The organism is Neoroseomonas terrae, assembly GCF_018129025.1.
GTDB lineage: Bacteria > Pseudomonadota > Alphaproteobacteria > Acetobacterales > Acetobacteraceae > Neoroseomonas > Neoroseomonas terrae.
The window spans coordinates 21,654-46,140 of the sequence record NZ_JAAEDI010000029.1 but is presented as its reverse complement, the minus strand read 5'-3'; the positions used below and the strand labels follow the sequence as shown (position 1 = coordinate 46,140).

At 70.1% G+C, this 24,487-nt stretch carries 23 protein-coding genes; 16 read left to right on the top strand and 7 right to left on the bottom strand.

What is annotated here, in order from left to right; genetic code table 11:
- On the top strand, positions 1-1,767 hold the full coding sequence (locus tag GXW78_RS22825; RefSeq protein WP_211871211.1) for an O-linked N-acetylglucosamine transferase, SPINDLY family protein: 1,767 nt from the start codon (positions 1-3) through the stop codon (positions 1,765-1,767).
- A 57-nt stretch (positions 1,768-1,824) separates the two neighbouring features.
- On the opposite strand, the gene GXW78_RS22820 is transcribed toward GXW78_RS22825, so the two are convergent.
- On the bottom strand, positions 1,825-2,412 hold the full coding sequence (locus GXW78_RS22820) for a class I SAM-dependent methyltransferase (RefSeq protein ID WP_211871210.1): 588 nt from the start codon (positions 2,410-2,412) through the stop codon (positions 1,825-1,827).
- Positions 2,413-2,424: 12 nt separating this feature from the next.
- Complete coding sequence (locus GXW78_RS22815; RefSeq protein ID WP_211871209.1) at positions 2,425-3,279, bottom strand: FkbM family methyltransferase; 855 nt, start codon at positions 3,277-3,279, stop codon at positions 2,425-2,427.
- Positions 3,280-3,382: 103 nt separating this feature from the next.
- Between GXW78_RS22815 and GXW78_RS22810 the strand changes: the two genes are divergently transcribed.
- Positions 3,383-4,240 carry an isocitrate lyase/PEP mutase family protein gene (locus tag GXW78_RS22810; protein WP_211871208.1) on the top strand — a complete coding sequence of 286 codons (858 nt, stop codon included), beginning with the start codon at positions 3,383-3,385 and terminating at the stop codon, positions 4,238-4,240.
- Here the strand turns inward: GXW78_RS22810 and GXW78_RS22805 are convergent.
- Positions 4,185-5,765, bottom strand: a complete 1,581-nt coding sequence (locus tag GXW78_RS22805; RefSeq protein WP_211871207.1) for an ABC-F family ATP-binding cassette domain-containing protein — start codon at positions 5,763-5,765, stop codon at positions 4,185-4,187. The genes GXW78_RS22810 and GXW78_RS22805 overlap by 56 nt on opposite strands.
- Positions 5,766-6,092: 327 nt before the next feature.
- Between GXW78_RS22805 and GXW78_RS22800 the strand changes: the two genes are divergently transcribed.
- The 3 genes from GXW78_RS22800 (at position 6,093) to GXW78_RS22790 (ending at position 9,684) form a co-directional block, all read left to right on the top strand.
- Positions 6,093-7,049: a tripartite tricarboxylate transporter substrate binding protein gene (locus tag GXW78_RS22800; protein WP_211871206.1), complete on the top strand. Its 957-nt coding sequence runs from the start codon at positions 6,093-6,095 to the stop codon at positions 7,047-7,049.
- Positions 7,050-7,157: 108 nt separating this feature from the next.
- Positions 7,158-8,225 (top strand): patatin-like phospholipase family protein, encoded by a 1,068-nt coding sequence (locus tag GXW78_RS22795; RefSeq protein ID WP_338147821.1) that lies wholly within the window; start codon positions 7,158-7,160, stop codon positions 8,223-8,225.
- A gap of 4 nt (positions 8,226-8,229) precedes the next feature.
- Complete coding sequence (locus GXW78_RS22790) at positions 8,230-9,684, top strand: GntP family permease (RefSeq protein ID WP_211871205.1); 1,455 nt, start codon at positions 8,230-8,232, stop codon at positions 9,682-9,684.
- Here the strand turns inward: GXW78_RS22790 and hrcA are convergent, their stop codons facing one another.
- Entirely contained in the window at positions 9,685-10,761 is a 1,077-nt protein-coding gene (gene hrcA, locus GXW78_RS22785; protein WP_211871204.1) for a heat-inducible transcriptional repressor HrcA, read from the bottom strand.
- Positions 10,762-10,897: 136 nt separating this feature from the next.
- On the opposite strand from hrcA, the gene GXW78_RS22780 reads away from it, so the two are divergent.
- The 3 genes from GXW78_RS22780 (at position 10,898) to rdgB (ending at position 13,165) form a co-directional block, all read left to right on the top strand.
- Positions 10,898-11,605, top strand: a complete 708-nt coding sequence (locus GXW78_RS22780; protein ID WP_211871203.1) for a DJ-1/PfpI family protein — start codon at positions 10,898-10,900, stop codon at positions 11,603-11,605.
- A 77-nt stretch (positions 11,606-11,682) separates the two neighbouring features.
- On the top strand, positions 11,683-12,399 hold the full coding sequence (gene rph, locus GXW78_RS22775) for a ribonuclease PH (RefSeq protein WP_211871202.1): 717 nt from the start codon (positions 11,683-11,685) through the stop codon (positions 12,397-12,399).
- A 148-nt stretch (positions 12,400-12,547) separates the two neighbouring features.
- A complete protein-coding gene (gene rdgB, locus GXW78_RS22770; protein ID WP_211871201.1) occupies positions 12,548-13,165 on the top strand; it encodes an RdgB/HAM1 family non-canonical purine NTP pyrophosphatase in 618 nt (205 codons plus the stop codon).
- Here rdgB and GXW78_RS22765 read toward each other — a convergent pair.
- A complete protein-coding gene (locus GXW78_RS22765; protein ID WP_211871200.1) occupies positions 13,107-14,072 on the bottom strand; it encodes an LOG family protein in 966 nt (321 codons plus the stop codon). The genes rdgB and GXW78_RS22765 overlap by 59 nt on opposite strands.
- A 204-nt stretch (positions 14,073-14,276) precedes the next feature.
- On the opposite strand from GXW78_RS22765, the gene GXW78_RS22760 reads away from it, so the two are divergent.
- From GXW78_RS22760 to GXW78_RS22750, 3 genes are all read left to right on the top strand, one after another.
- Positions 14,277-15,860, top strand: coding sequence for an ABC transporter substrate-binding protein (locus GXW78_RS22760; RefSeq protein ID WP_211871199.1), 1,584 nt, complete (start codon positions 14,277-14,279; stop codon positions 15,858-15,860).
- Positions 15,861-15,867: 7 nt separating this feature from the next.
- Positions 15,868-16,575 carry a ribonuclease activity regulator RraA gene (locus tag GXW78_RS22755; RefSeq protein ID WP_211871198.1) on the top strand — a complete coding sequence of 236 codons (708 nt, stop codon included), beginning with the start codon at positions 15,868-15,870 and terminating at the stop codon, positions 16,573-16,575.
- A gap of 113 nt (positions 16,576-16,688) precedes the next feature.
- Positions 16,689-16,985 carry an STY0301 family protein gene (locus tag GXW78_RS22750; protein WP_211871197.1) on the top strand — a complete coding sequence of 99 codons (297 nt, stop codon included), beginning with the start codon at positions 16,689-16,691 and terminating at the stop codon, positions 16,983-16,985.
- A 126-nt stretch (positions 16,986-17,111) separates the two neighbouring features.
- Here the strand turns inward: GXW78_RS22750 and GXW78_RS28120 are convergent, their stop codons facing one another.
- On the bottom strand, positions 17,112-17,588 hold the full coding sequence (locus tag GXW78_RS28120; protein ID WP_211871196.1) for a GNAT family N-acetyltransferase: 477 nt from the start codon (positions 17,586-17,588) through the stop codon (positions 17,112-17,114).
- Positions 17,585-17,806, bottom strand: coding sequence for a hypothetical protein (locus tag GXW78_RS22740; RefSeq protein ID WP_211871195.1), 222 nt, complete (start codon positions 17,804-17,806; stop codon positions 17,585-17,587). The genes GXW78_RS28120 and GXW78_RS22740 overlap by 4 nt, the downstream gene beginning before the upstream one ends.
- Between GXW78_RS22740 and GXW78_RS22735 the strand changes: the two genes are divergently transcribed.
- From GXW78_RS22735 to GXW78_RS22715, 5 genes are all read left to right on the top strand, one after another.
- A complete protein-coding gene (locus GXW78_RS22735; RefSeq protein WP_246522547.1) occupies positions 17,805-18,422 on the top strand; it encodes a helix-turn-helix domain-containing protein in 618 nt (205 codons plus the stop codon). The genes GXW78_RS22740 and GXW78_RS22735 overlap by 2 nt on opposite strands.
- Before the next feature lie 432 nt (positions 18,423-18,854).
- The gene (ileS, locus tag GXW78_RS22730) at positions 18,855-21,665 is read left to right on the top strand and encodes an isoleucine--tRNA ligase (protein ID WP_211871194.1); all 2,811 of its coding nucleotides are present in this window, start codon (positions 18,855-18,857) and stop codon (positions 21,663-21,665) included.
- Positions 21,662-22,159 carry a signal peptidase II gene (gene lspA, locus GXW78_RS22725; RefSeq protein WP_211871193.1) on the top strand — a complete coding sequence of 166 codons (498 nt, stop codon included), beginning with the start codon at positions 21,662-21,664 and terminating at the stop codon, positions 22,157-22,159. The genes ileS and lspA overlap by 4 nt, the downstream gene beginning before the upstream one ends.
- A complete protein-coding gene (locus tag GXW78_RS22720; protein ID WP_211871192.1) occupies positions 22,156-22,728 on the top strand; it encodes a DUF3035 domain-containing protein in 573 nt (190 codons plus the stop codon). Before lspA ends, GXW78_RS22720 begins: the two co-directional genes overlap by 4 nt.
- 355 nt (positions 22,729-23,083) lie before the next feature.
- Positions 23,084-24,484, top strand: coding sequence for a M16 family metallopeptidase (locus GXW78_RS22715; RefSeq protein ID WP_211871191.1), 1,401 nt, complete (start codon positions 23,084-23,086; stop codon positions 24,482-24,484).
- Positions 24,485-24,487 lie beyond the last annotated feature (3 nt).

Below are 24,487 nucleotides of genomic sequence, written 5' to 3'. Positions count from 1 at the left end.
ATGGCGCCGCTCGACGCCGGCACACCGACGAGCTTCATCGGCCTGCCGCTGGAGATGCTGATGCCGGGGCTGGAGGCGATGCCGGCCGCGAGCGCCATCGCCGCCTATCGCGCCTGGCTGGCGGCAAATCCAACCTCGCCACAGCGCTTCGCGGCATGGTTCAACGTCGGGGCAATGCTGGGCGGTGCCGGCGATCGCGCGGGCGCGATGGCCGCCTATCGGCAGGCACTCGCGTTGAAGCCCGATCTGCATCAGGCATCGGTCAATCTCGGGTTGGCGCTGGAAACGGACGGCCGGATCGATGATGCGCTGGCGTTGTGGGGCGCGGCGCTGCAACCCGATGCGGCGCGGATCGCACTGCTGAACCAACGCGGCCGGCTTCTGGAAGCAGGCAAGCGCTATGCGGAAGCGGAACACGCCCTCCGCGCGAGTCTGCTGACCGACCCGCAGCAACCCGACGTCGTACAGCACTGGGTGCATCTGCGTCAGAAGGGCTGTATATGGCCGGAACTCGGCGATGGACTGCCCGGCCTGAGCGAAAGGGAGATGTCCCTCCAGACTGGTCCGCTCGGCGCGCTGGCGCTCACGGACAGTCCCGCGATGCAGCGACGCATCGGGGAGGCGTGGATGGCCCGCAAGGTTCCTGCCGCGCCGCAGCGGCTGTCACCGACGCACGGCTACACCCATGATCGCATCAGGGTCGGCTACCTGTCCTCGGATTTCTGCCGTCACGCGATGGGCTTCCTGATCGTGGAGCTGCTGGAGCGGCACGACCGGACGCAGTTCGAGGTGTTCGGCTACTGCTCCACTCAAGAGGACGGCAGCGAGCTGCGCCGGCGCATCCTAGGCGCGCTCGACCATCACATCCCTATCGGACATCTGTCGGAGGAGGAGGCCGCGCGCCGCATCCGGGCCGACGAGATCGACATCCTCATCGATCTGAACGGGCTGACCGCCGGGGCGCGGCTCGGGGCGCTACGCTGGAAGCCCGCGCCGGTCCAGGCGACCTATCTCGGCTATGTCGGGCCCGTGCCCCTGCCGGAACTCGACTGGATGATCTGCGACGACGTCGTGGTACCCCCCGATCAGGCGGAATACTACCTGCCGCGGCCGCTCCCGATCAAAGGCTGCTACCAGGCGAACGACGCCCGGCCGCCGATCCTGCCCGTCGTGACGCGCGAGTCCGAGGGCCTGCCGCAGCAGGCCGTGGTCTTCTGCTGCTTCAATAACTTCTACAAGATCACGCCCCGGATCTTCACCGCATGGCTCTCGATCCTGCGCACCGTGCCGGACAGCGCGCTATGGCTCACCGAGGACAACGCGACCGGCATCGCCAATCTTCGCGATCTCGCGGGCAAATCGGGGGTGACGCCCGACCGCCTGATCTTTGCTTCCCGCTGCGAGCCGGAACGCTATCTGGCGCGGCTCGGTCTTGCGGATCTGTTCCTCGATACCTTCCCCTACAATGCGGGCACCGTGGCGTCCGACGCGCTTCGCATGGGGCTGCCGATCATCACCTGCACTGGCCGTTCCTTTGCGTCGCGGATGGCCTCGAGCCTGATGACAGCCGTTGGCGCGACCGGTGGCATCACGAGCAATCTGCACGACTATGTCGGAAAGGCGATCGCGCTCGCGAAGGACCCTGTTGCGCGCGCTGCGGCGCGGTGCGAGCTCGCCGGCGATGCCTGGACGCGGAGCCTCGGCGACACAGCAGCCTTCGCGGCGCGGATGGAAGCGGTCTACCGGTCGATCTGCCTGCGCCCCTAGAACCACCGCATCGCGTATCGTCACCCGGTCAGGTGCTTCACCTGGCCGGCACCGGGTCTAACCCGCCGGCGCGACGAAGGCCGTGCCCCACAGGGCGAAGGCCTCGTCGCGCACCACCCGAACCGTCGCGAAGCCGGCGCGGCGCAGCGCAGCCTCAAGCGTGCGGGCGGTGAAGCCGGTGCGATGTGCCATGAAGTGGTTCCCCGCCGCGATCGCTGCCCCATGGCCGAACAGCATGTCCAGCGGCGCGATCGCACCGGCCGGAGAGACATAGGCCGGCTCCTCGAGCCGGTCCTGCGCCACCAGCGCCGCCGCCCGTTGCAGGTCGGGCATCGTCACCAGCGCGAAGCCGCCTGGGCGCAACACGCGGCGGAACTCCGCCAGCGCCAGCGGCACCTCGTGCGCGAACAGATGCTCGAGGTTGTGCGCCGACCACACGGCATCGACGCTCGCCTCGTTCACCATCCCCATGTCGGTGATGGATGCGACGATGTCGGGCGCGACGCCGGGATCGATGTCGAGTCTCACCTCCTGCCAGGCGCCCGGCGTGAAGAAGGCGGGCGGCAGCTTGTCCGGATCGGCCAGTCCGCAGCCGACATGCAGGACGGTGCGCAGCGCCGTCGACGGCTCGGCGGTCAGGGTCATCGCATCTCTCCGTCAGGCGGCTTGCGCCGGCGCGGCCTGGAGGCCCGCAAGATAGGCATCGGCACGCGACCCGCCGGTGCGGCGATCGTGCTCCTCCAGCAGCCGGAAGACGATATCGTAAGCGGCGTAGGCGTCGTGCAGGATCGCCGCCATCGCCAGTAGCTGCCGCTCCGACAAGGCGCCGATCCGCGTCAGGTCGCGGATGAACACCGCGTCAGCCCAGACGAGCTGTCCAAGCCCGGCATAGGGATCGCCGTTCACCATCATCGGCTGCACCACGCGGCTCACCGTCGGGAAGAAGCGATGCAGGACGAAGCCGCGGGCGCGCAGGAAAATCTCCATCTCGCTGAACAGTGGCTGTCCGCGATACAGCGGCAGGAACTCGACCTCCGCCTGGATCACCACGGCGTCGCGCAGCCGAGCTTCGGCGTGGCGCAGCACCATCAGCTCGGCGCCCTGGATGTCCAGCTTCAGCAGGTCCGCGCCTGCTGTCTCCGCCACATCATCCAGCCGGACCGTGTCCACCGCCTCGGTCGCCAGCACGCACCCCCAATCGGGGAAACCATGGAACAGGGACAACACCGCCGGGTCCGGTTCCAGCAGGGAGGTCATCCCTGGCGCCTGGCAGATGTGCAGCACATGCCGCGCGCCATCGCCGACCGCATGGGGAAAGTACCGTTCGAGCGGGCCCCTGCGCCGCTCCAGCTCGGCCAGCGCCGCCCGGTTCGGCTCGAACCCCACGACCTCGGCATCGCCGCCGCGCAGCATGGCGGCATAGGGGGGCTCGGAATCGATCGGGTTTGCACCGATGTCCACGACCTTCACGCGCGGCGCCGCGCCGCCGGTCAGCGTCTGGAAGGAATGCATGCGCGGCTGCCTCCTGCAGCGGGGAACCGGCGCAGAGTGGCGGGCCAGCCCTTGCCGAATCCTTCACGCCTTCACAGTCTCGCCGCCCAGGGAGACAACGCCGATGACCGCAGCCGACCGATTTCGCGCCCGCCTCGCCACGGGCGGCATCATCTCCGCCCCCGGCGCGCCGGACGCGCTGGCCGCGCGGTTGATCGAGCGCGCCGGCTTCGAGGCGATCTACATGACCGGCTTCGGCGCCACGGCCTCACGGCTCGGGCGCCCCGACATTGGCCTGCTGACGCAAACCGAGATGACCACGCACGCCCGCGACATGGTCCGCGCCGTGACCATCCCGATCATCGCCGATGCCGACACCGGATACGGCGGACCCGCCAACATCGCCCGCACCATGGAGGAATACGCCCAGGCCGGCGTTGCCGCCGTGCATCTGGAGGACCAGGTGGCGCCCAAACGGTGCGGCCAGCTCGCCGGCATCCGCCTGATCGCTGCGGATGAGGCCGCCCGCCGGCTGCGCTGCGCCATCGCCTCCCGCCCGGCGAATGGCCCGCTGGTGATCGGCCGCACCGACGCCATGCCGGCGATCGGCGCCGACGAGGCCGTCCGCCGCGCGCTGATGTACCAGGATGCCGGCGTCGATCTCGTCTTCGTCGACGGCATCAAGCGCATCGAGGAGGTGGAGATCGTCGCCCGCCGCGTCCCCGGCCCCAAGGTCGTCAGCATCGTCGATGGCAACGAGACGACGGCGCTGACGGCGCAGGCGCTGGAACAGATGGGCTTCGCCGTCGTGCTCTATGCCGTCACCGCGCTGTTCAGCGCGGCGCGCGCGATGGCCGATGCGCTCGCCGTGCTGAAGCGGGACGGCACGCCGGCCGCCGCCGACGCGATGATGAGCTACGCCGAGTTCAGCACCCTGGTGGATCTGCCGCGATTCCAGGCGCTCGACGAGGCGTATGGCTGATGGGCGGCCGCTCCTCCATCGCGGCGGCGAAGAACGCATCGGGCGTGTCGGTCTCCACCAGCCTGCCGCGTTCGATGAGCCAGAAGCGGTTGCCGACATTCCGCACGAAACGACGATCGTGGGAGACGAGCAGGCAGGCCGCCTCGCCACGGGTCAGCTCGGCCTCCAGCGCCTCCTGCCCCTCGATGTCCAGGTGGTTCGTCGGCTCGTCGAGCAGGTAGAAGTTCGGCTGCTCCAGCCGCAGCAGCAGCATGGCCAGCCGCGCACGCTGGCCGCTGGACAGCGCCGAGACGGGCTGCGACTGCCGCTCGAGCGGGAAGCCCGCGCCCGCCAGCAGCGCCCGAAGGCGATCCGGCCCCATGCCGAAGCGCTTCTCGACCGTCTGGTTCAGCGTCTCGTCCGGCCGCAGATGGCTCAGCGCCTGGTCGCAGATTCCCGGCACCACCGAGGGATTGCAGCGAAATCCCTCACGGGCTTCGCCGCGCACGACCCGCGCCACGAGGTCGAGCAGACGGGACTTGCCGGCCCCGTTGCGGCCCAGCAGCACGACGCGGTCGCCCGGATGGACCCATAGCTTGCCCGTGGCGAACAGCGGCACGCCGCCGGGGGCCGCCACGCGCACCTCGTTCATCGCCAGCAGCACCTTGGCGTCGGTACCCCCATCCGCCAGGCGGATGCGCCCCGCGGACATCTCCCGATGGGCCGGGCGCGCCGCGGTCTCGATGCGCTCCGCACGATCCTTCAACTGGCGGGTCTTCACCGTCAGCAGGTCGGAACCTGAGTTGACGCCAATATTGTGAAGCTTCGCCGCCTGGCGCCGCAGCCGGTCGGCCTCGCGCAGCGCGGTCTGATGACGGCGCCCGGTCGCGGCGTCCATCTCATCCAGGCTGGCGCGCGCCGTCGTGTAGGGCAGCGCGAAGTCCACCGAGGCATCGCGCCGCAGGAACAGCGTCCGGTTGGTGACGGCATCCAGGAAAGCGCGGTCGTGGCTGGCAACGAGGACGGCGGTGTCCTTCGGCAGCGCGGCCATCCAGCGCTGCAGTTGGCCGATCCGCTGCAGGTCGAGATGGTTGGTCGGCTCGTCCATCAGCAGGATCTCGGGCTCGGTCAGCCAGGCACGGGCCAGCAGCACCATCCGCTGCCACCCGCCGCTGAGCTCGCCGAGGGGGCGGTCCCACGCCGCCGCGCGGACCGCCATGGCCTCAAGCGCCACATCGGCGCGCCAGCCTTCCCAGGCGCGGGTCTCGGCCGGCAGTTCCGCTAGCACGACATCCCGCACCGGGAGCGACAGCAGAGCGGCCTCAGGGTCCTGCAGCATGAGGCTGGCGCGGGCTTGGCGCGCGAACCGGCACTGGCCCTCCGTGGGGTCCAGCAGGCCCGCAAGGCAACGAAGGAACGTCGACTTGCCCCGCCCGTTGGCCGCGACCACGCCGATGCGGTCGCCCTTGTGGACGGTGACGTTGAGATTGGACAGAAGGGGTCCGCCCAGCGTGATGCCGAGCGATTGGACGGAGATCAGGGACACTGGCGTCGTCTTCCTCGGTCCCGGCCGACCGCAGGGGGTCAGGCGCGGAACGGGTGTTCCGGGGATGAGCCGATCGGGAAGAAGGACGCCTGGTCCGTGCCCTGATCAGCCCTGCAAACGCATCTGCAGGGCCTGGACAGGGCCACGCTGGCGGTTGTGCCGGAAGAACGTCACGTGACCCTCGGTCATGGTGCCAATGGCGGACAGGCAGCGTCTAATCGATCGTTGCGACATCGGCAAGTCTCGCCGCGCGGCCGCGTGAGGCGCCCTTCCGCCGCCGGGCCGATCCGCCTAGGCTTCCGGGAAAATCGGCTGGGAGAGAACGCCATGACCGCTCGCCGCACCTTGATCGCCGCCACCGCCGGCCTGCTCGCCGCGCCGCGCCTCGCGCGCGCCGCCTGGGAACCCTCGCGCCCGATCCAGCTCATTGTCGGCTTCGCGCCGGGCGGCGGCGCGGATCTGGCGGCGCGGGCCATCGCGGAATCCGCATCGCGCTTCTTCCCGACCCCGCTCGTCGTCCTCAACCGCCCCGGCGCGGGCGGGGCGATCGCCGCGCAGCAGGTGGCCGGCATGGCGCCGGACGGGCTGAACATGGTGGTCAATGGCGGCAGCGAGAGCATCTCCCTGCCTGCCTTCCGGGAGGTTCCCTACGACCCCAAGCGCTCCTTTCGCGCCATCATCCGCCTGACGCGCCAGCCGCTGCTGATCGTCGCGAAGACCGGCGGGCGGTACGGCGACATCGCCTCGGTGGTCGAGGCGGCCAAGCGTGCGCCGGGGACCATCCCGCACGCCTCCTCCGGCATCGGGTCGATCTATCACGCTGTCTTCGTGCTGCTGTCGCAGAAGGCGGGGATCGAACTGCTGAACGTGCCCTTCACCGGCGGCGCGCCCTCGCTCCAGGCGCTGATGGCCGGCACGGTCGAGCTCGCCGTGCTGGCACCGGAGGAAATGGCGGGCCTCGCCCAGGCCGGGCAGGTGAAGGCGCTCGCCGTCGCCTCCGCAGAACGCATCCCGAGCCATCCGGACGCGCCCACGCTACGGGAACTGGGCTACGACGTGGTGATCGAGAACATGAAGGGGCTGAGCACGCCGGCCGGTCTGCCGGATGAGATCGCCGCCTCCCTGCACGACCGCTTCCGGCAGGGGATGCAGGGCGGGGCGTGGAAGACCTTCCTCGACCGCACCGGCGCGATGGACGGCTACCTGGACGGGCCGGGTTTCCAGGCGGCGATGGATTCCGTACTGGACGCGCTGCGCGCCAGCGTGCGGCCGATACCGGCCTGACCGGCACCTCGTTGGGACGGTCGGCATAGCCCGACCCCCAGTTCGGTGGTGCGAGGCGCCGCCGGGCTGGCTATTGTGCGACGCACAATCCCACGGGAGCCGCCCGCCGTGTCCGATACCAAGCCGCCCCGGGCGCGCGCCGTGCGCCGGCCACACGCTGCGCGCGAACCCCTCCTGATTGACCTCGCGCTCCAGGGCGGGGGCAGCCATGGCGCCTTCACCTGGGGTGTGCTCGACCGGCTGCTTGAGGAGGAGTGGCTGACGATCGAGGCGATCTCCGGCACCTCCGCCGGGGCGATGAATGCCGCTGTCATGGCCTATGGCCATATGCAGGGTGGCGCGGCGGGGGCGCGCGCCGCGCTCGAGGCATTCTGGAAGCGCGTGTCCCGGGCCGCCGCCTTCAGCCCGCTGAAGCGCGGCCCGCTCGACGTGCTGCTGGGCCGCTGGTCGCTCGACAACTCACCGGCCTATGTGGCGATGGACCTCGCGACGCGGGTGTTCTCCCCCTACGACCTCGATCTCGGCATGCCCAACCCGCTTGCCTCCGTGCTTGCGGAGACGATCGACTTCGACGCGCTCCACGCCGCGCCCATCAAGCTGTTCATCACCGCGACCAACGTGCACACCGGCCGCCCGCGGGTGTTCCGCAATGCCGATGTCTCGCCGGCCGCGCTGATGGCCTCCGCCTGCCTGCCCTTCATGTTCCAGGCGGTGGAGATCGACGGGCAGGCCTATTGGGATGGCGGCTATTCCGGCAATCCCACCATGACGCCGCTGATCAACGAATGCTGTTCCGACGACACGATCATCGTCGGCATCAACCCGGTCGAGCGCCCCGGCATTCCGAAATCCGCCCGCGACATCCTCAACCGGCTGAACGAGGTCGCCTTCAACGCCGTGCTGTTGAAGGAACTGCAGATGATGGCGCTGCTGCGCGACGTCGCGGACCCCGGCAACGAGAAGATGAAGCACTGGGCGCAGATGCGGGTTCACCTGGTGCAGTCGGACCTGCTGCTGACGCTCGGCGCGTCCTCCAAGCTGAATGCGGAATGGGAATTCCTCTGCCTGCTGCGCGACGAAGGCCGCGCGGCGGCCGAGGCCTTCCTTTCGGAACACGGCCCCGCCCTCGGCAAGCGCTCGACGCTGCCGATCGAATACCTGATGAAGACGGACTGATCCCATGGGTCTCCTCGGCATCCTCGCGGGCCTCGCGCTTCTCGTCTGGCTTGCCTATCGCGGCTGGTCGGTACTGCTGCTCGCGCCCGCGGCGGCGCTGATCGCGGCGGCCTTCGCCGGGGAGCCGCTGCTCGCCCACTGGACGGAGACCTTCATGAACAGCGCGGCGCGCTTCGTCGCGCAATTCTTCCCGCTGTTCCTGCTCGGTGCGCTGTTCGGCAAGCTGATGGAGGATACCGGCGCCGTTGCCACCATCGCCCGCTGGATGACCGTGAAACTCGGGCCGCGTCGGGCGATCCTGTCGGTGGCGCTGGCCGGCGCGGCGGTGACGTATGGCGGCGTGTCACTCTTCGTCGCGATCTTCGTGCTCGCCCCCATGGCCACCGCGCTGTTCCGCGAGGCCGGCATCCCGCGCCGGCTGATGCCCGGCGCGATCGCCGTCGGCGCCTTCACCTTCACCATGTCGGCGATGCCGGGCACGCCGGCGATCCCGAACGCCATACCGATGCCGTTCTTCGGCACCACGCCTTTCGCCGCGCCGGGTCTCGGACTGATCGCCTCAGCCATCATGCTCGGCTTCGGCCTGTGGTGGATGCAGCGGCAGGAGGCGCGCGCACGCGCCGCCGGCGAAGGCTTCGGTGATGGCGCGCCGCCGCCCGTCGATGCCGCGGCGGACGACCCGCTGGTGCGCGAACGCGCGTCGGTGGCCCGCGAATTCGACCCGGCGGAGATGCATCGCAGCCAGGCGACCGAAAAGGAATTGCCGGTCATCCTTGCCGCGCTGCCGCTCATCGTCGTGGTCGCCGTCAACCTGCTGATGTCGATGGTCGTGCTCCCGCGCATCGACGCGGCCTTCCTCGCCGAGGCCCGCTGGGGCGGCACCAGCCTGTCGGCGGTCGCCGGCGTGTGGTCGGTCGCGGTGGCGCTGCTCGCCGCGATCGCGGTGCTGCTGGCGCTCGCCGGCTGGCGCCTGCCATCCCTGCGCGCGACGATGGATGCCGGCGCCAACGCCTCTGTCCTGCCGATCTTCAGCGTGGCGAGCCTGGTCGGCTTCGGCGCCGTGGTGGCCGCCATGCCCGCCTTCGAGGCGGTGCGGGACTGGGTGCTCGGCATCGGCGGCGGGCCGCTGGTGTCGCTCGCCTCGGCGGTGACGATCCTCGCGGCGTTGACGGGGTCGGCCTCGGGCGGCCTGACCATCGCGCTCGACGCGCTGGGGCCGACCTACATGGCGCTGGCAGCGCAGATCGGCCTCGACCCCGCGCTGATGCACCGCGTCGCGGTGATCAGCGCCGGCACGCTCGACGCGCTGCCGCATAACGGCGCGGTGGTGACGCTGTTCGCGGTGTGCGGATCGAACCACAAGGACAGCTACCTCGACATCGTCATGACGACGATCGTGGGTGCGCTGGTGGCGCTGGTGGTGGTGATCGTGCTGGGGAGCCTGCTCGGCTCGTTCTGATCAGCCGAGCAATCGGCCGATGACGCGGGCGGTGTAGTCCACCACCGGGATCACGCGGCCGTAGTTGATCCGCGTCGGCCCGATCACCCCGATCGCACCGACGATCTTCTCCTGCCCGTTGCGGAAGGGTGCCACCACCATCGACAGCCCCGCGCTGTCGAACAGCCCGCTCTCGGCGCCGATGAAGATCTGCACGCCTTCCCCACGCTGGGCGAGGTCCAGCAGCCGCAGCATCGTCTCCTGCTGCTCCAGCCGTTCGAACAGCCGCTTGATCTCGGAGACGCGGGCCGCCTGGTCGATGGTCTCCAGCAGCCGCGCCTGGCCGCGGATGATCAACGACCCGCCCTGCCCGCCGGTCCAGGTGCCGAGGCCCGCCTCGATCACCTGTTGAGTCAACGCGTCGAGCGCGGTGCGGTTCGCCGCGACCTCGCCGGCGATCAACCCGCGCGCTTCCTCGAGCGTCCGGCCCGTCAGCCGCGCATTCAGGTAGTTGGATGCCTGCACCAGCGCCGACGGCGGCAGGCCGGCCGGCACCTCGATGACGCGGTTCTCGACCTGCCCGTCGTCATGCACCAGCACGACAAGTGCGCGGCCCGGCCCGAGCGCGACGAATTCTATGTGCCGCACCGCGCCGCCCTCGGCGGTCGGGGCCACCACCAGCCCGGCGGCGCCGGCGAGGCCAGAGAGCATCTGCCCGGCCTCGCCCAGCGTCTCCTGCAACGACCGGCCGGAGGCGGCACAGCGGGCGGCGATCGCCCCTCGCTCCTCCTCCCCCAGCGCGCCGAATTCCAGCAGCCCATCCACGAACAGCCGCAGCCCGCGTTCGGTCGGCAGCCGTCCGGCCGAGGTATGCGGCGCATAGAGCAGCCCGGCATCCTCGAGGTCGGCCATGGCATTGCGGATGGTGGCCGGGGAAAGGCCGAGCGGGAGGCGCCGCGACAGCGTACGCGAACCAACGGGTTCACCCGTCTCGACAAAAGTCTCGACCAGCTCGCGCAGGATCATCGCGCTGCGGTTGTCGAGGCCCGGAACGGAGAACCCCGCTGGGCCGGCTGGCGGCTTCGTCTGCGGTCCCATCGCGTCTTTCACGCTTCGCAAGGCCGGAATAGTTGAGGTCCTTGCACAGTCGACTAAAGCTAGGGAGGCACCATCGCGGCGTCAATCGTGACGCTCGGCGGCGGTCAGTTGCGGCCGCCGGCCAAGGGAGAATGAGATGTCCGATACACCCCGCCAGCCGGTCGCCGGCATCCTGGTCTTTCCGGGCGTCACCCAGCTCGACATGACGGGCCCGTTCGAGGTGCTGGCCCGCATGCCCGGTTGGCGGGTCGAGGTCGTGGCCAAGGCCCGCGGCCCGGTGCGCTCCGATCGCGGCTTGGTGCTGCATGCCGACACCGATTTCGCCGCCGCGCCGCAATACGACCTGCTGGCCGTGCCCGGCGGGCCGGGCACCGACGACGCGATCCTCGACGCCGACACGGTGGACTTCGTCCGGCGCCAGGGCGCGGGGGCAGGGCATGTCTTCGGCATCTGCACCGGCTCCCTTCTGCTTGGTGCCGCCGGGCTGCTGCGCGGGCGCCGGGCCGGCAGTCACTGGATGGCCCGCGATCTCCTCCCCCGCTTCGGCGCGACGGTCAGCGACGCGCGCATGACGCAGGACGGCACGATCTACACCGCCGGCGGCGTTACCTCCGGCATCGACATGGCGCTGCGCGTGGCTGCCGACCTCGTCGGGGAGGAGGCGGCACAACGGATTCAGCTCGCGATCGAATACGACCCCGAACCGCCTTTCCGTGCCGGCACCCCCTTCGTCGCGCCGCCCGCCCTGGTCGCCGGCGTACGGGAGGCCGCGGCGGCCAACCGCGCGCGCCGTGCCGCCGCGGTCGAAGAAGCAGCGCGCCGGCTGGATGCCGCAGGCGGCTGACCGCCCGCACCGTTCCCGCCCCGGGCGGTCTTGCTCTAGAAGAGCCGCACCCACCACTTTGCCGATTGGATATCCCCATGCGCCCTTCAGGCCGCACCCCCGGCGCGCTGCGCACCGTCAGCCTCGAACCCGGCTTCGCCCGCCACGCCGAAGGGTCCTGCCTGATCCGCATGGGCCAGACCGAAGTGCTCTGCACCGCCTCCGTCGACGGCAAGGTCCCGCCCTTCCTGCGCGGCCAGGGCCAGGGCTGGGTCACGGCCGAATACGGCATGCTGCCCCGCGCCACCCACACCCGTGGCGACCGTGAGGCCGCCCGCGGCAAGCAATCCGGCCGCACCCAGGAAATCCAGCGCCTGATCGGCCGCTCGCTCCGCGCCGTCACCGACATGAAGGCGATGGGCGAAATGTCCGTCCTGATCGACTGCGACGTGCTGACCGCCGATGGCGGCACCCGCTGCGCCTCGATCACCGGCGCCTGGGTCGCCCTGCACCTGGCCTTCGAGCACTGTCGCAAGATGAACATCCTCACGAAGAACCCGCTGAAGGACCAGGTCGCCGCCGTGTCCTGCGGGGTGTGGGAAGGCACGCCCGTGCTCGACCTCGACTACGCCGAGGACAGCAAGGCCGACGCCGACGCGAACTTCGTCCTGACCGGCGCCGGCGGGATCGTCGAAGTACAAGGCACCGCCGAAGGCGCGCCGTTCAGCGACGCCGAGCTGATGGCGCTGCTCGGGCTGGCGCGGGCCGGAACAGCGGAGCTGTTCGCGATGCAGCGGCAGGCGGTTGGGTTGTGAGGGTGGTTGAAAAGAAAGGTCGGGGGAGAGAACTCCCCCGATCCCCCTCCTTTTTTTGTCTGTTGGGGACTGACAGCGGCGGGCAGCGCCAAGAGTCAGAAAACGGGTGGGGGTTCGGAGGAGGTTCTCCTCCCCCGACCTTCAAGCCATGACGCGCCGGAGCCTCACGCGGGGCGAACACATCGTCATCGCCACCCACAACAAGGGCAAGCTGCGCGAAGTAACTGCCCTGCTGGCACCGCATGGCATCGAGACGGTCTCGGCCGGCGAGCTCAACCTGCCGGAACCGGACGAGACCGAGGACAGCTTCGCCGGCAACGCCACGATCAAGGCGATGGCCGCAGCCCGCGCGTCGGGCCTGCCGGCGCTCGCGGATGATTCAGGCTTCTCGGTCGCGGCGCTCGATGGTGCGCCGGGCGTGCGCACGGCCGATTGGGCGACGCAGCCCGATGGGTCGCGCGACTATGCAGACGCCATGCGGAAGGTGATGGACGCGGCGCAGGAATTCGAGGACCGGACGGCCTGGTTCACCTGCGCGCTGGTCCTCGCCTGGCCGGATGGGCATGTCGAGGCCTTCGAGGGGCGCGCGACAGGGCAGTGGGTCTGGCCTCCGCGGGGCGGGAACGGGTTCGGCTACGATCCGATGTTCCAGCCGCAGCATGGCGGCGAGACCTTCGGCGAGATGGACCCCGCCCGAAAGCATGCCATCAGCCACCGCGCCGCGGCGTTCGCACTGCTCGCTTCGGCTTGCCTGCCGGCGGCATAGCGGCGGCTTCCTTTTCGGCCGGCGTGTGCATCCGCTCGCGCGCCGGCTGGCGCTTCGGCTTCACCGGCGGGGCGGGCGGCGGCAAGGGAGCGGCGGGCGGGCGGTGGGCCTCCAGCCCGCGGCGGACAAGGCTCGCCCAGGCTTCCTCGGGCGTGTCGACGATCTCGAACAGGCCGAGGTCGTCCGCATCGATCATGCCCTCGTCGATCAGCAGCTGGAAATCGACCGCCTTTTCCCAGAAGGATCGCCCGACCAGCACGACCGGGCGCGGCGTGGCCTTGCGGGTCTGCACCAGGGTCAGCAATTCGAACAACTCGTCGAATGTGCCGAAGCCGCCGGGGAAGACCGCGAGAGCGTTGGCCCGCATGGCGAGGTGCATCTTGCGCATCGCGAAGTAGTGGAAGCGGAACGTCAGCGCGGGCGTGGACCAGGTGTTGGGCGCCTGTTCGTGCGGCAGTGTGATGTTGAACCCGATCGACGGCGCACCGACCTCCGCCGCGCCGCGGTTCGCGGCCTCCATGATGCCCGGCCCGCCGCCCGTCGCGATCACATTGTCCCGCGGCGCGCCGGAGGCGGCGAGTGCCCCGCCGCGCAGGGAGACGATGCGGGCGAAGGCCCGCGCATCCTCATACCAGCGCGACTGCTCGGCGGCGCGCTTGGCCGCGCGCTTCTCCGCGGCCGTCGTCGCCGCGGCGGCTAGCGCCTCGGCCCGCTCGGGGCTCGGGATACGGGCGGAACCGAACACCACCACGGTCGATCGCACGCCCCAGTCGCGCAGTTCCAGCTCGGCCTTGGCGTATTCCATGCCGAAGCGGAAGGCGCGCATCTCATCGCGCAGCAGGAATTCCTGGTCCTCCACGGCGAGCAGGTAGCTGCGTGACGTCTTCTGCGCGCCCTTAACCGGCATCCATCGTTTCCTTCGCGCCTCTCCGGTCGGGATTGCCCGGGTCGCCCGCGTCTTTCGTGGAGAGGCGACGCGCGGATGACAAGGGGCTTGCGGCTCCATCGCGATCGGAACGCTGTCGTCGCGATTTCGGCTTGCCCGGCGCCTCGCCGCATCGGATCGTTGACCCGCCGCGGCCCGAAGCCGACAGGCGGGGAGAGAAACCGGATGATCCGCTTCGCGGCCGCGCTTGGCGCGGCGCTTCTGTTGGGCGTTGCCGCGCCGCCGGCCCAGGCCCAGAGCCGTGGCGACCCGAATGCGCTGCGCATCAAGACTTTCGGCGACCTGCGGTCGATCGACCCCTTCATCAGTCCCGAATACATGGCCCGCAACCATGGCTACATGGTCTACGACACGCTGTTCGCGCTGGATTCGCGCTTGGCCGTGCGGCCGCAGATGGTCGAACGCTGGACCACCAGCGAGGACGGCAGGACCTGGACCTTCACCCTGCGGGAGGGGCTGAATTTCCACGACGGCGCGCCGGTCACCAGCGAGGACGTCATCGCCTCGCTCCGCCGCTGGGCGGTGCGGGACGGGCTCGGACAGCAGCTGGTCGCGCTGGCGACGGCCATGGAACCGGTCGATGCGCGCAGCTTCCGCATCGTGCTGCGCGAACCCTTCGGACTGATGCTCCAGGCGCTGTCGAAGCCATCGGGCCAGCCGCCCTTCATCATGCCGGCGCGCGTGGCGGCCACCCCGCCCGCGACGCCGATCACCGACCCCACCGGTTCCGGCCCATTCACCCTGCGGCGGGAGGATTGGCGCGTCGGCGACCGCGTCACCTATCGCCGCAACGCGGCCTATGTGCCGCGGGCCGAGGCGCCGGACGGCCTCGCCGGCGGCAAGCGCGCGGGGATCGAGCGCGTCGAGTGGGTCTATCTGCCCGATGCGCAGACGGCGCTGAACGCGCTGACCACCGGCGAGATCGACATCTTCGAGGAACTGCCGCCCGACCTGTTCCCGGTGGTCCAGCGCAACCGCGCGCTCCGCCTGGGCCCGCAGGACAGCGTGGGCGTGCAGGCAATCTTCCGCATGAATCAGGCGGTGCCGCCCTTCGACAATCCGCGGCTGCGCCAGGCGATGCGGCTGCTGGTGGACCCGGCCCACGCAATGCCGGCCTACATGACCGAGCGGAACCTGTGGCGCGACTGCCGATCCTTCTACACCTGCACGTCCCCCTACCACACCGAGATCGGCTGGGTGACGCCGAACCTCGACGCCGCGCGGCGCGCGGTGGCGGAAAGCGGGTATGACGGCACGCCGGTCGTGGTGCTGGACGCGCAGGATTCGACCATCAGCCACACCTTCGCGCTGGTCTCGGCAGACCTGCTGCGGCAGGTCGGCATCAATGTCGATGTGCAGGCAATGGATTGGGCGACGCTGATCCAGCGGCGCCTGTCGCGCAATCCGGTCAACCAGGGTGGCTGGGGGCTGTTCGTCTCGGCGCCGACGGGCCTCGATGGCATGGACCCGTCCGGGCACAACGCGATGCGGTCCGCCTGCGAGCGCACCGCCCTGCCCGGCTGGCCCTGCGATGCGGAGATGGAACGCATCCGCGACGCCTTCATCAACGCGACAAACGATTCCCAGCGCGGGGAGGCCGCCCAGGCCTATCACCGCCGGGCGACCGAAACCGTGCCCTACGTCCCCCTCGGCCAGTTCTCCCTGGTGCGAGGGTATTCCGCGCGGCTGCAGGGGATCCTCGACTCGCCGGTTCCGGTGTACTGGAACATCTCAAAGGCAGCGCAGTGAGGGTGCCATGAAGGAAGCGACGCGGGCGAAGCTCGCCGAGGTATCGACGGCCACGCTGACGACCGTGCTGTTCAAGCGCGGCTTCCGCAACGTGTTCCTCTCGCTGTCTCCACTGAGCATGGATGCGCCGCGCATGGTGGGGCCGGCCTACACGCTGCGCACCATTCCGGCGCGCGAGGACCTCGATGTCCTCGATGCCTTCAAGGACCCCGAGCATCCGCAGCGCAAGGGTGTCGAGGAATGCCCGCCCGGCGCGGTGTTCGTCATCGACAGCCGCGGCGATGCGCGGGCGGCTTCCGCCGGCGGCATCCTGATCACCCGGCTGAAGGCGCGGGGTGTCGCCGGTGCCGTCACCGATGGCGGCTTCCGCGACAGCCCCGAGATGGCGGAGCTGGACTGGCCGACCTATCACGCGACGCCGTCCGCACCGACGAACCTGATCCACCACCACTGCGTGGATCTGAACGTGCCGGTCGCCTGCGCCGGCGTCGGCGTGCATCCGGGCGACATCATGGTGGGCGATGGGGAGGGCGTGGTCTGCATCCCCGCCAACATCGCCGACGAGGTCGCGGACGAGGCCTTCGAGCAGACGGTGTTCGAGGATTTCGTGCAGGAGCGCGTGGCTGACGGCCACACGATCCGCGGGCTGTATCCGATGACCGATCCGGCGAACAAGCCGATCTACGAGGCGTGGCGCAAGGCGAACGGGCGCTGATGCGGCGGCTTCTGCTGGCCGGCCTGGCGGTTGCAGCCGCCCTGCCGGCGATGGCCGAGGAACTGCCGACCTGCCCCGAGCGCGTCACCGTTGCGGATGACTGGTAGGGCGGGGTGCCCGAGGGCTGGGAGAACCTGCGACGCGAGTCGCAGCACCAGCTGATCGACATCCGCTTCTATGCCGGCCCGCCGGCGAGTGCCCAGGCGGTCGAGGCGGTCGGTGCCAGCAGCCGCGGCACGCAGGTCAGCCTGCGGTATAGCCTGCCGTCGGTGCAGGGGGAGATCTGGATGTCCTGCGTCTATGCCCATACGGCACATACGCTTATCCGCCGGGTCGAGGGACCCTTCCCGCCGCATGTGCGCGTCAATCACGACCGCGCCGATGGGCGGACCTTCATCACCTACAACTAATGCCAACGGCCGCTATTCGGGACCGTTCGCATCAGTTTTTTCATGCCCTCAGGCGCCGGGCACGGCCATACGGCCGCTTGGCTTGCGCCGGACTACCGGCGGGCCGCATTCGCGGCCTCGGACCGGTCAGCAGACCGGCCCGTTGGTATGAATCGACAGGAAGCGGTTCTCGCCGCTCGCGACATAGTCGCCGAAGGGCTCGCAGGGGGTGAAGCCGTGGCGCAGATACAGCGCCACGGCGGCCTGGAAATAGGCGCTGGTGCCGGTTTCCAGGCTCAGCCGCGTCATGCCGGCAATTCGCGCCTGCTGCATCACATGCGCCAGCATCGCGGCGCCGACGCCGCGGCGGCGCGCGGGCTCGGCCGTGTGCATGGATTTCAGCTCGCCATGGTCCGGCGCCAGCCGCTTCAGCGCGCCGACGCCGAGCAGCGTCTCGCCATCCCACGCGCTGAAGAAGCGGATGGCCGGCACGCGCAGCCCCGACAGGTCCAGCGCAAAGGCGAACCCCTCCGCCGTCGCTTCCCGCGCCTTCGCCAGATGCGTCGTCAGCAGCGCCTGCACCCGGGCATCGTCCAGCCCGCCCTCGATGATCGCGATCGTCACAGGTACTTGCCCCGCTCCATGATCTCGAGCGTGTATTCGCGATAGGTCATGCCGAGTTCCTCGGCGCGGGCCAGGCGACGCAACGCGATTTCCCGTGGCGGGGTCTTCCACGCCTTCTTGTGCGCCCGGTGCCAGATCCAGGACCGCCAGCTGGCGTTCTTGTCCTCGTCATCGTCGAGCGGCGGGCCACCATTGTGACCCGTAGGCGGTGTGGTCATGAGCGCCAGTATCCACTATCATGATCGTATGTCCACTATGATGGATGCACCGCAACTCGACACGCTGATCGCCGCCCGCATCCGGCGCGAGCGGGAGGCGCGCGGCTGGTCCATCGCCGATCTCGCCGCCGCCTCCGGCGTGTCCCGCGCCATGATCAGCAAGGTGGAACGCGCGGAGGCGAGCCCGACCGCGACCCTGCTCGGCCGGCTGTCCGGGGCCTTCCACCTGACGGTCTCGACGCTCCTCGCGCGGGCGGAGGCGGATGCCGGCCCCGCCCGCATCGCCCGCATGGACGCGCAGCCGCTCTGGACCGACCCGGCCACCGGCTATCGTCGCCGCGCCGTCTCCCCGCCCGGCGCCGAGCCGGAACTGGTTGAAATCGAGCTGCCGCCCGGCGCCCGCGTCGCCTACACGGCGGACTCCCTTGCCTTCATGCGCGGCCACGTCGTGTGGGTCCTGGCCGGGCGCCTCGTCATCGAGGAAGGGGCGGGGGAATCGGCCCTGGCTGCGGGCGACTGCCTAGCCTTCGACCTGGTCGCGCCGAAAGGGCACGCCTACCGCAACCCGTCGGCAAGCCGCGCCTGCCGGTATCTGGTGGCGTTGCATCGGCGGTGAAGGCTGGTGGCGTTGCGGAATGTCAGAGGGGCTTTGCCCCTCCGACACCTCCCCAGCAAAGGCCGAAAGGCCTTTGCAAACCTCCTTCTGGCGACTTGCGCAACAGTCAGCATCGTTTCCGAGGGCCGCCCTTGCGCCCGGAACGCGCTTGGGGGGCATCGGGCGACTGCCGCGCCGGCACCAAAAGATTGCGGTCCAGGTGCTCCAAGCACCTGGCGGGGTGGTCCGGAGGGGCGGCGCCCCTCCGCCCGCAGCCCCCGCTTGACGCCCGCCCGGCCGCCTCCCCATAAGCCTGCCATGTTCCGGGTCGCGCAGCGGCGAATTACCGTCCCGGCCCTTCCCTAGGGGCCGGGTTACAGCGCGCGCGCATTCCCTCCGACACGCTGCCTGGCGCGACACTGACCGCCGCCGGGCGCACCGAGACAGGCATCCATGACCGACAGCCCCGCCGAGGCCCGCGACTACCGCAGCACCGTCTTCCTGCCGAAGACGCCGTTTCCGATGAAGGGCGACCTGCCGAAGCGGGAGCCTGCGATGCTGGAACGCTGGGCGAAGCTCGGCCTGTGGGAACGGCTCCGCAGCCAGTCCAAGGGCCGCGAAACCTTCGTCCTGCATGACGGCCCGCCCTATGCGAACGGCAACCTCCATATCGGGCACGCGCTGAACAAGATCCTGAAGGACGTGATCAACCGCGCGGCGCAGATGGCGGGGTATGACGCCAACTACGTGCCGGGCTGGGACTGCCACGGCCTGCCGATCGAGTGGAAGGTCGAGGAGGAGTACCGCTCCAAGGGCCGCGACAAGGATGCGGTGCCGGTGCTCGACTTCCGCGCCGAATGCCGCGCCTACGCGACGCACTGGCTGGATGTGCAGCGGGAGGAGTTCAAGCGCCTGGGCGTGGCCGGCGATTGGCCCGATCGCTATGCGACGATGGACTTCGCCTCGGAAGCCGCGATCGCCGGTGAGATCGGCAAGTTCCTGATGAATGGGTCGCTGTATCGCGGCCTGCGCCCGGTGATGTGGAGCCCGGTCGAGAAGACCGCGCTCGCCGAGGCCGAGATCGAATACCACGACCATGTCTCGCCGACGCTGCACGCGAAGTTCCGCGTCCTGTCGGCGAAGGCCGAGGATCTGGTCGGCGCGGACATCGTGATCTGGACCACGACGCCCTGGACCATGCCGGGCAACCGCGCGGTCGCGTATGGCGAGGAGATCGACTACGCGCTGCTGCATGTCGAGGGCGTGACCGAGACCTCGCTGGTCAAGGTCGGCGACCGGCTGCTCGTCGCGCTGCCGCTGCTGCCGGCCTTCGAGAAGGAAGCGGGTATCGGTCCGCACACGATCAAGCGCGTGCTGAAGGGCGCGGAGCTGGAAGGCGCGCTCGCCGCCCATCCGCTGCGCGGCTACGGCTATGATTTCGACGTGCGCGTGCTGCCGGGTGATTTCGTCACGACCGATGCCGGCACGGGCTTCGTGCACATCGCGCCGGGCCACGGCGAGGACGACTTCAACCTCGGTCGCCAATACGGGCTGCCGATCCCGGAGACCGTGAACGACGACGGCACCTTCACCCAGCACGCGCCGGGCTTCGCGGGCATCCACGTCTTCAAGGCGCATACCGCGATCTACGAAGCGATGCGCGCAGCCGGCACGCTGGCGGCGACCAGCAAGATCACGCACTCCTACCCGCATTCCTGGCGCTCCAAGAAGCCGGTGATCTTCCGCGCGACGCCGCAATGGTTCATCGCGATGGATGATGGCAACGAGATCCGCGCGAAGTCGCTGGCCGCAATCGACGCGACGTATTTCGTGCCGGATGCCGGTCGCAACCGCATCGGGTCGATGGTCGCGGCGCGGCCGGATTGGTGCATCTCCCGCCAGCGCGCCTGGGGCGTGCCAATCCCGGTGTTTGTGTCGAAGCAGTCGGGCGAACCGCTGCGCGACCTGGCGATCATTGAGCGCGTGGTCGAAGCCTTCAAGACCGAGGGCGCCGACGCCTGGTACAAGCCGGGAGCCGCCGCGCGCTTCCTCGGCCCGGACCGCGACCCCAAGCTTTATGAGCAGGTCATGGACATCGTGGATGTGTGGTTCGAGTCGGGCTCGACCCACGCCTTCGTCCTGCCGCCGCGCGGCCTGCCCTTCCCGGCCGACCTCTATCTGGAAGGCTCGGACCAGCATCGCGGCTGGTTCCATTCCTCGCTGCTGGAATCGGTCGGCACCAATGGCGTCGCGCCGTTCAAGGCCATCCTGACGCATGGCTTCGTGCTCGATGAGCAGGGCCGGAAGATGTCGAAGTCGCTCGGCAACGTCACCGCGCCGCAGGAGGTGACGAAGCAGTACGGCGCGGACATCCTGCGCCTGTGGGTGATGAACTCCGACACCACGCTCGACCTGCGCATCGGGCCGGAGATCCTGAAGCAGCAGGCGGAGCTCTATCGCCGCATCCGCAACACGCTGCGCTGGCTGCTCGGTAGCCTGGAAAACTTCACCGACGCCGAGACGGTGCCCTACTCTGAGCTGCCCGAGCTGGAACGCTGGGTGCTGCATCGCGTGACGGAGCTCGACGCGAAGATCCGCGCGGCGGCGGACCCGACCTCCGCCGACCGCTTCGCCTGGACCGGCGTCTATCCCGAGATCCACAATTTCTGCGCGACGGACCTGTCGGCCTTCTACTTCGACATCCGCAAGGACGCGCTCTACTGCGACCGACCCGACAGCCTGCGTCGCCGGTCGGCCCGCACGGTGCTCGACATCCTGCACCGCCATCTCTGTGCGTGGCTCGCCCCGGTGCTGTCCTTCACCGCCGAGGAAGCTTGGCTCGCCCGCTTCCCGGACGAGGAGGGCAGCGTCCACCTGCTCGACTTCCCCTTCGTGCCGGAGGGCTGGAAGGACGAGGCGCTCGCTGCGAAGTGGACGCGCGTCCGTGAACTGCGCGGCCTGGTGACAGGCGAGCTGGAGAAGGCCCGCACCGCAGGCACCATTGGATCGAGCCTGCAGGCCGCACCCAGCCTCGCGGCGCCGGAAGCCGATCGCGCGCTGTTGGACGAGGCCGGCTGGGCCGAGACCTGCATCACGTCGGGCTTCACCGTCGCCGACGCCGAGGCCCCAGTCGCGAGCTTCGCCCCCGCCCCCGGCACCAAATGCGCCCGCTGCTGGCGTGTCCTGCCGGAGGTCGGCCGCTCCGCCGCCCATCCCACCCTCTGCCTCCGCTGCGAGGACGCCGTGGAGGCGATCGGCGCATGAGCCTGCGCCTCGGCCTGCCGGTCGCCGCCGGCATCCTCATCGCGGATCAGGCCTCCAAATGGTGGATCCTGGATGTCGCCCGCCTCCCTGAGGTCGGTCGCATCCCGCTGCTGGAGGCCGGTCCCTTCGCACTCGACCTCACCATGGTGTGGAACCGCGGCGTGACCTTCGGGCTGCTGTCGGGGGAAGGCAGCTGGAACCACCTGGCCCTCGCCCTGCTGGCGGCCGCTATCGCGGCCTTCCTCATCCGCTGGATGACCCGCGCCGAAAACCGGCCGACCGCCATCGCGCTCGGCGCCGTGGTGGGCGGCGCTATCGGGAATGTGATCGACCGGGTGCGGTTCGGCGCCGTCGTCGACTTCGTGGACGCCTCGGCGTGGGGCTGGCACTGGTATGTATTCAACATCGCCGACGCCGCCATCGTGTGCGGCGTTCTCGCTCTGGTCGCGGATGCCTTGTTCCGGCCCAAGCCCGAGCCTAAGGAGAGGACATGAGGAAGCGCCTCCCCCCCGTTTTCGTCGCCCTGGCCCTGGCAGCCCTGCTGCCGGCCTGCGGCGACAGCACCGCGCGCACGCTCGGCCTGGTGCGCGACGCGCCGGATGAGTTCCAGGTGACGACCCGCGCGCCGCTGTCCATGCCGCCCAACATGACCACCCTGCCGAGCCCGAGCCCCGGCTCGCCGCGCCCGCAGGAACGGTCGGCCAGCCAGCAGGCCGAGGCGCTGCTGTCGCCGAGCCTCGCCCTGCAGGACCCGCGCCGCGCCCCTGGCGCGGCCCCCAGCGTGGGCGAGGCCGCGCTGATCGCGCGCGCCGGTCCCAGCGCCCCGGACAATATCCGCCGCCGGGTGGATGAGGAGAGTCTGCGGCTCGACCAGCCCGATCGTGCCCTGACCGACCGGCTGATCTTCTGGCGCGACCCGCCGCCGCCGGGCACGCCCGTGGACCCGGCACGCGAGCAGCAGCGCCTGCGGGAGAATGCAGCGCTGGGACGCGACGTCGAATCCGGCGAGACGCCGGTGGTGCAGCCGCAACGCCGCAGCTTCTGGAGCTGGCTCGGGTTGTGAGGAGTGATCGGAGAGCGGCGCCGCCACTCTCCGAGCCTTAAGAGGCCGACAGGCCTCTGGTCACCTCAATCTGGTGCCACCGCGCGGATGGGCCGATGATCGACGCGCGTGAAGGACAGCGCCCGGAAGCAAACCCTGCGATGGCGTCCGGTTCGACCCCCGTTCCTGCAGAATCCTCCTTCTGCCCACCGCCACACGTTGGTTTCCACAGGCGCTTCGGCCTTTGGTCGGATGGGGCGCGGAGAAGGGCAAAGCCCCTCTCCGTCTCCCCCGCCCACTTCGTCCCAGCCATACACTTCGGTAAGGCCCGCTCGTCGCGCTTCACCTCCCGGACGGCCGGGGCCATCTTGCGCCCATGCCCGAGATCACCCGCCGCCACACGCTCTGCGCCGCCGCCGCTGCGTCGCTCGCCGTGACACCCCTGGCCCGCTCCGCCGCCCAGCCCGCGCCGCCGGCGCCCGCGTCGGTTCCACCGGTGCGCACCACGGCGCCGCTGTTCGGGGCGAAGCTCTGGACGCTGCCGAACGGCCTGACCGTCGCGCTGGTAGAGAATCGCCGCGCGCCGGTTGTCGCGCAGTACCTCTATTACGCGGCCGGCGGCGGCGAGGATCCGGCGGGCCGCTCGGGCGTGGCGCATTTCCTTGAGCACATGATGTTCAAGGGCAGCCCCAACGTGGCCTCCGGCCTGCTTTCCCGGCGCGTGGCGCGGGAGGGCGGCAACGACAACGCCTTCACCTCCCGCGACGTCACCGCCTACTACCAGCAGGTCGAGGCATCGCGCCTGCCGATGATCATGGCGATGGAGGCCGACCGCCTGGAAGCCGCGCTGATCCCGGCCGACGAGCTGGAGAGCGAGCGCCGCGTCGTGTTGGAGGAGCGCAACCAGCGCACCGATTCGAACCCCCGCGCCCGCTTCCAGGAAGCCTTCCGCGCCGCCCTGTGGGGCCCGCAGACCTGGGCCGGCCGGCCGATCATCGGCTGGGCAGACGAGATCCGCGCCACCACGCGGGAAGACCTCGCTGGCTTCCACAGCCATTTCTACGCGCCCGCCAATGCGACGCTGGTGATCGCCGGCGCGGTGGGTGAGGCCGAGGTCCGCGCCCTGGTCGATGAACATTACGGCAAGGTCCCGGCGCGCGAGGTCCACCGCCGCAACCGCGCCGCGCCGCCCACCGCGGCGCATGAACCGCGCCTGACGGTGCGCGAGCCCCAGGCGCGCGAGGCGCTGTTGCTGCGCGCCTGGATGGCGCCGTCGCTGACCACGCCGAAGGCCGAACAGTCCCTGCCGCTGGAGGTGCTGGCGCATCTGCTCGGCTCCGGCCAGGGGTCCCGGCTGCACGCGGCGCTGGTCGAGACGGGCCTGGCCGTGCAGGCCGGTGCGTCCTACGACAGTGAGGCCTACGGCGTGACCGAGTTCATGGTCTATGGCGTGCCGCGGCGCGGCGTGACCCCGGAACGGCTGGAGGAAGCCGCGAACGCGGCGATCACCACGCTGCTGCAGGACGGCCCGTCCGATGCCGAGGTGGCGCGCTCGATCCGCCAGATGTCCTCCGGCGCGCTGCTGGCGCTGGACAGCTTCGGCGCCGCGCCGCGCATGCTGGGCGGGGTGCTCGCCATCGGGTTGCCGGCCGACGTCGTGGAGTACTGGCCGGCCCGGCTGCGCGCCGTGACCCGCGCGCAGGTGATCGAGGCCGCGCGCGCCGTCCTCGGCGGCGCGCCGAACACCACCGCCTGGCTGCTGCCGGAAGGGGCCTGATCC

Excerpts from the sequence above, each read along its gene's own strand:
- GXW78_RS22825 (WP_211871211.1), top strand. The coding sequence starts at position 1 with ATGGCGCCGCTCGACGCCGGCACACCGACGAGCTTCATCGGCCTGCCG.
- GXW78_RS22820 (WP_211871210.1), bottom strand. The coding sequence starts at position 2,412 with ATGACCCTGACCGCCGAGCCGTCGACGGCGCTGCGCACCGTCCTGCAT.
- GXW78_RS22815 (WP_211871209.1), bottom strand. The coding sequence starts at position 3,279 with ATGCATTCCTTCCAGACGCTGACCGGCGGCGCGGCGCCGCGCGTGAAG.
- GXW78_RS22810 (WP_211871208.1), top strand. The coding sequence starts at position 3,383 with ATGACCGCAGCCGACCGATTTCGCGCCCGCCTCGCCACGGGCGGCATC.
- GXW78_RS22800 (WP_211871206.1), top strand. The coding sequence starts at position 6,093 with ATGACCGCTCGCCGCACCTTGATCGCCGCCACCGCCGGCCTGCTCGCC.
- GXW78_RS22790 (WP_211871205.1), top strand. The coding sequence starts at position 8,230 with ATGGGTCTCCTCGGCATCCTCGCGGGCCTCGCGCTTCTCGTCTGGCTT.
- hrcA (WP_211871204.1), bottom strand. The coding sequence starts at position 10,761 with ATGGGACCGCAGACGAAGCCGCCAGCCGGCCCAGCGGGGTTCTCCGTT.
- GXW78_RS22780 (WP_211871203.1), top strand. The coding sequence starts at position 10,898 with ATGTCCGATACACCCCGCCAGCCGGTCGCCGGCATCCTGGTCTTTCCG.
- rph (WP_211871202.1), top strand. The coding sequence starts at position 11,683 with ATGCGCCCTTCAGGCCGCACCCCCGGCGCGCTGCGCACCGTCAGCCTC.
- rdgB (WP_211871201.1), top strand. The coding sequence starts at position 12,548 with ATGACGCGCCGGAGCCTCACGCGGGGCGAACACATCGTCATCGCCACC.
- GXW78_RS22765 (WP_211871200.1), bottom strand. The coding sequence starts at position 14,072 with ATGCCGGTTAAGGGCGCGCAGAAGACGTCACGCAGCTACCTGCTCGCC.
- GXW78_RS22760 (WP_211871199.1), top strand. The coding sequence starts at position 14,277 with ATGATCCGCTTCGCGGCCGCGCTTGGCGCGGCGCTTCTGTTGGGCGTT.
- GXW78_RS22755 (WP_211871198.1), top strand. The coding sequence starts at position 15,868 with ATGAAGGAAGCGACGCGGGCGAAGCTCGCCGAGGTATCGACGGCCACG.
- GXW78_RS22735 (WP_246522547.1), top strand. The coding sequence starts at position 17,805 with ATGAGCGCCAGTATCCACTATCATGATCGTATGTCCACTATGATGGAT.
- GXW78_RS22740 (WP_211871195.1), bottom strand. The coding sequence starts at position 17,806 with ATGACCACACCGCCTACGGGTCACAATGGTGGCCCGCCGCTCGACGAT.
- ileS (WP_211871194.1), top strand. The coding sequence starts at position 18,855 with ATGACCGACAGCCCCGCCGAGGCCCGCGACTACCGCAGCACCGTCTTC.
- lspA (WP_211871193.1), top strand. The coding sequence starts at position 21,662 with ATGAGCCTGCGCCTCGGCCTGCCGGTCGCCGCCGGCATCCTCATCGCG.
- GXW78_RS22720 (WP_211871192.1), top strand. The coding sequence starts at position 22,156 with ATGAGGAAGCGCCTCCCCCCCGTTTTCGTCGCCCTGGCCCTGGCAGCC.
- GXW78_RS22715 (WP_211871191.1), top strand. The coding sequence starts at position 23,084 with ATGCCCGAGATCACCCGCCGCCACACGCTCTGCGCCGCCGCCGCTGCG.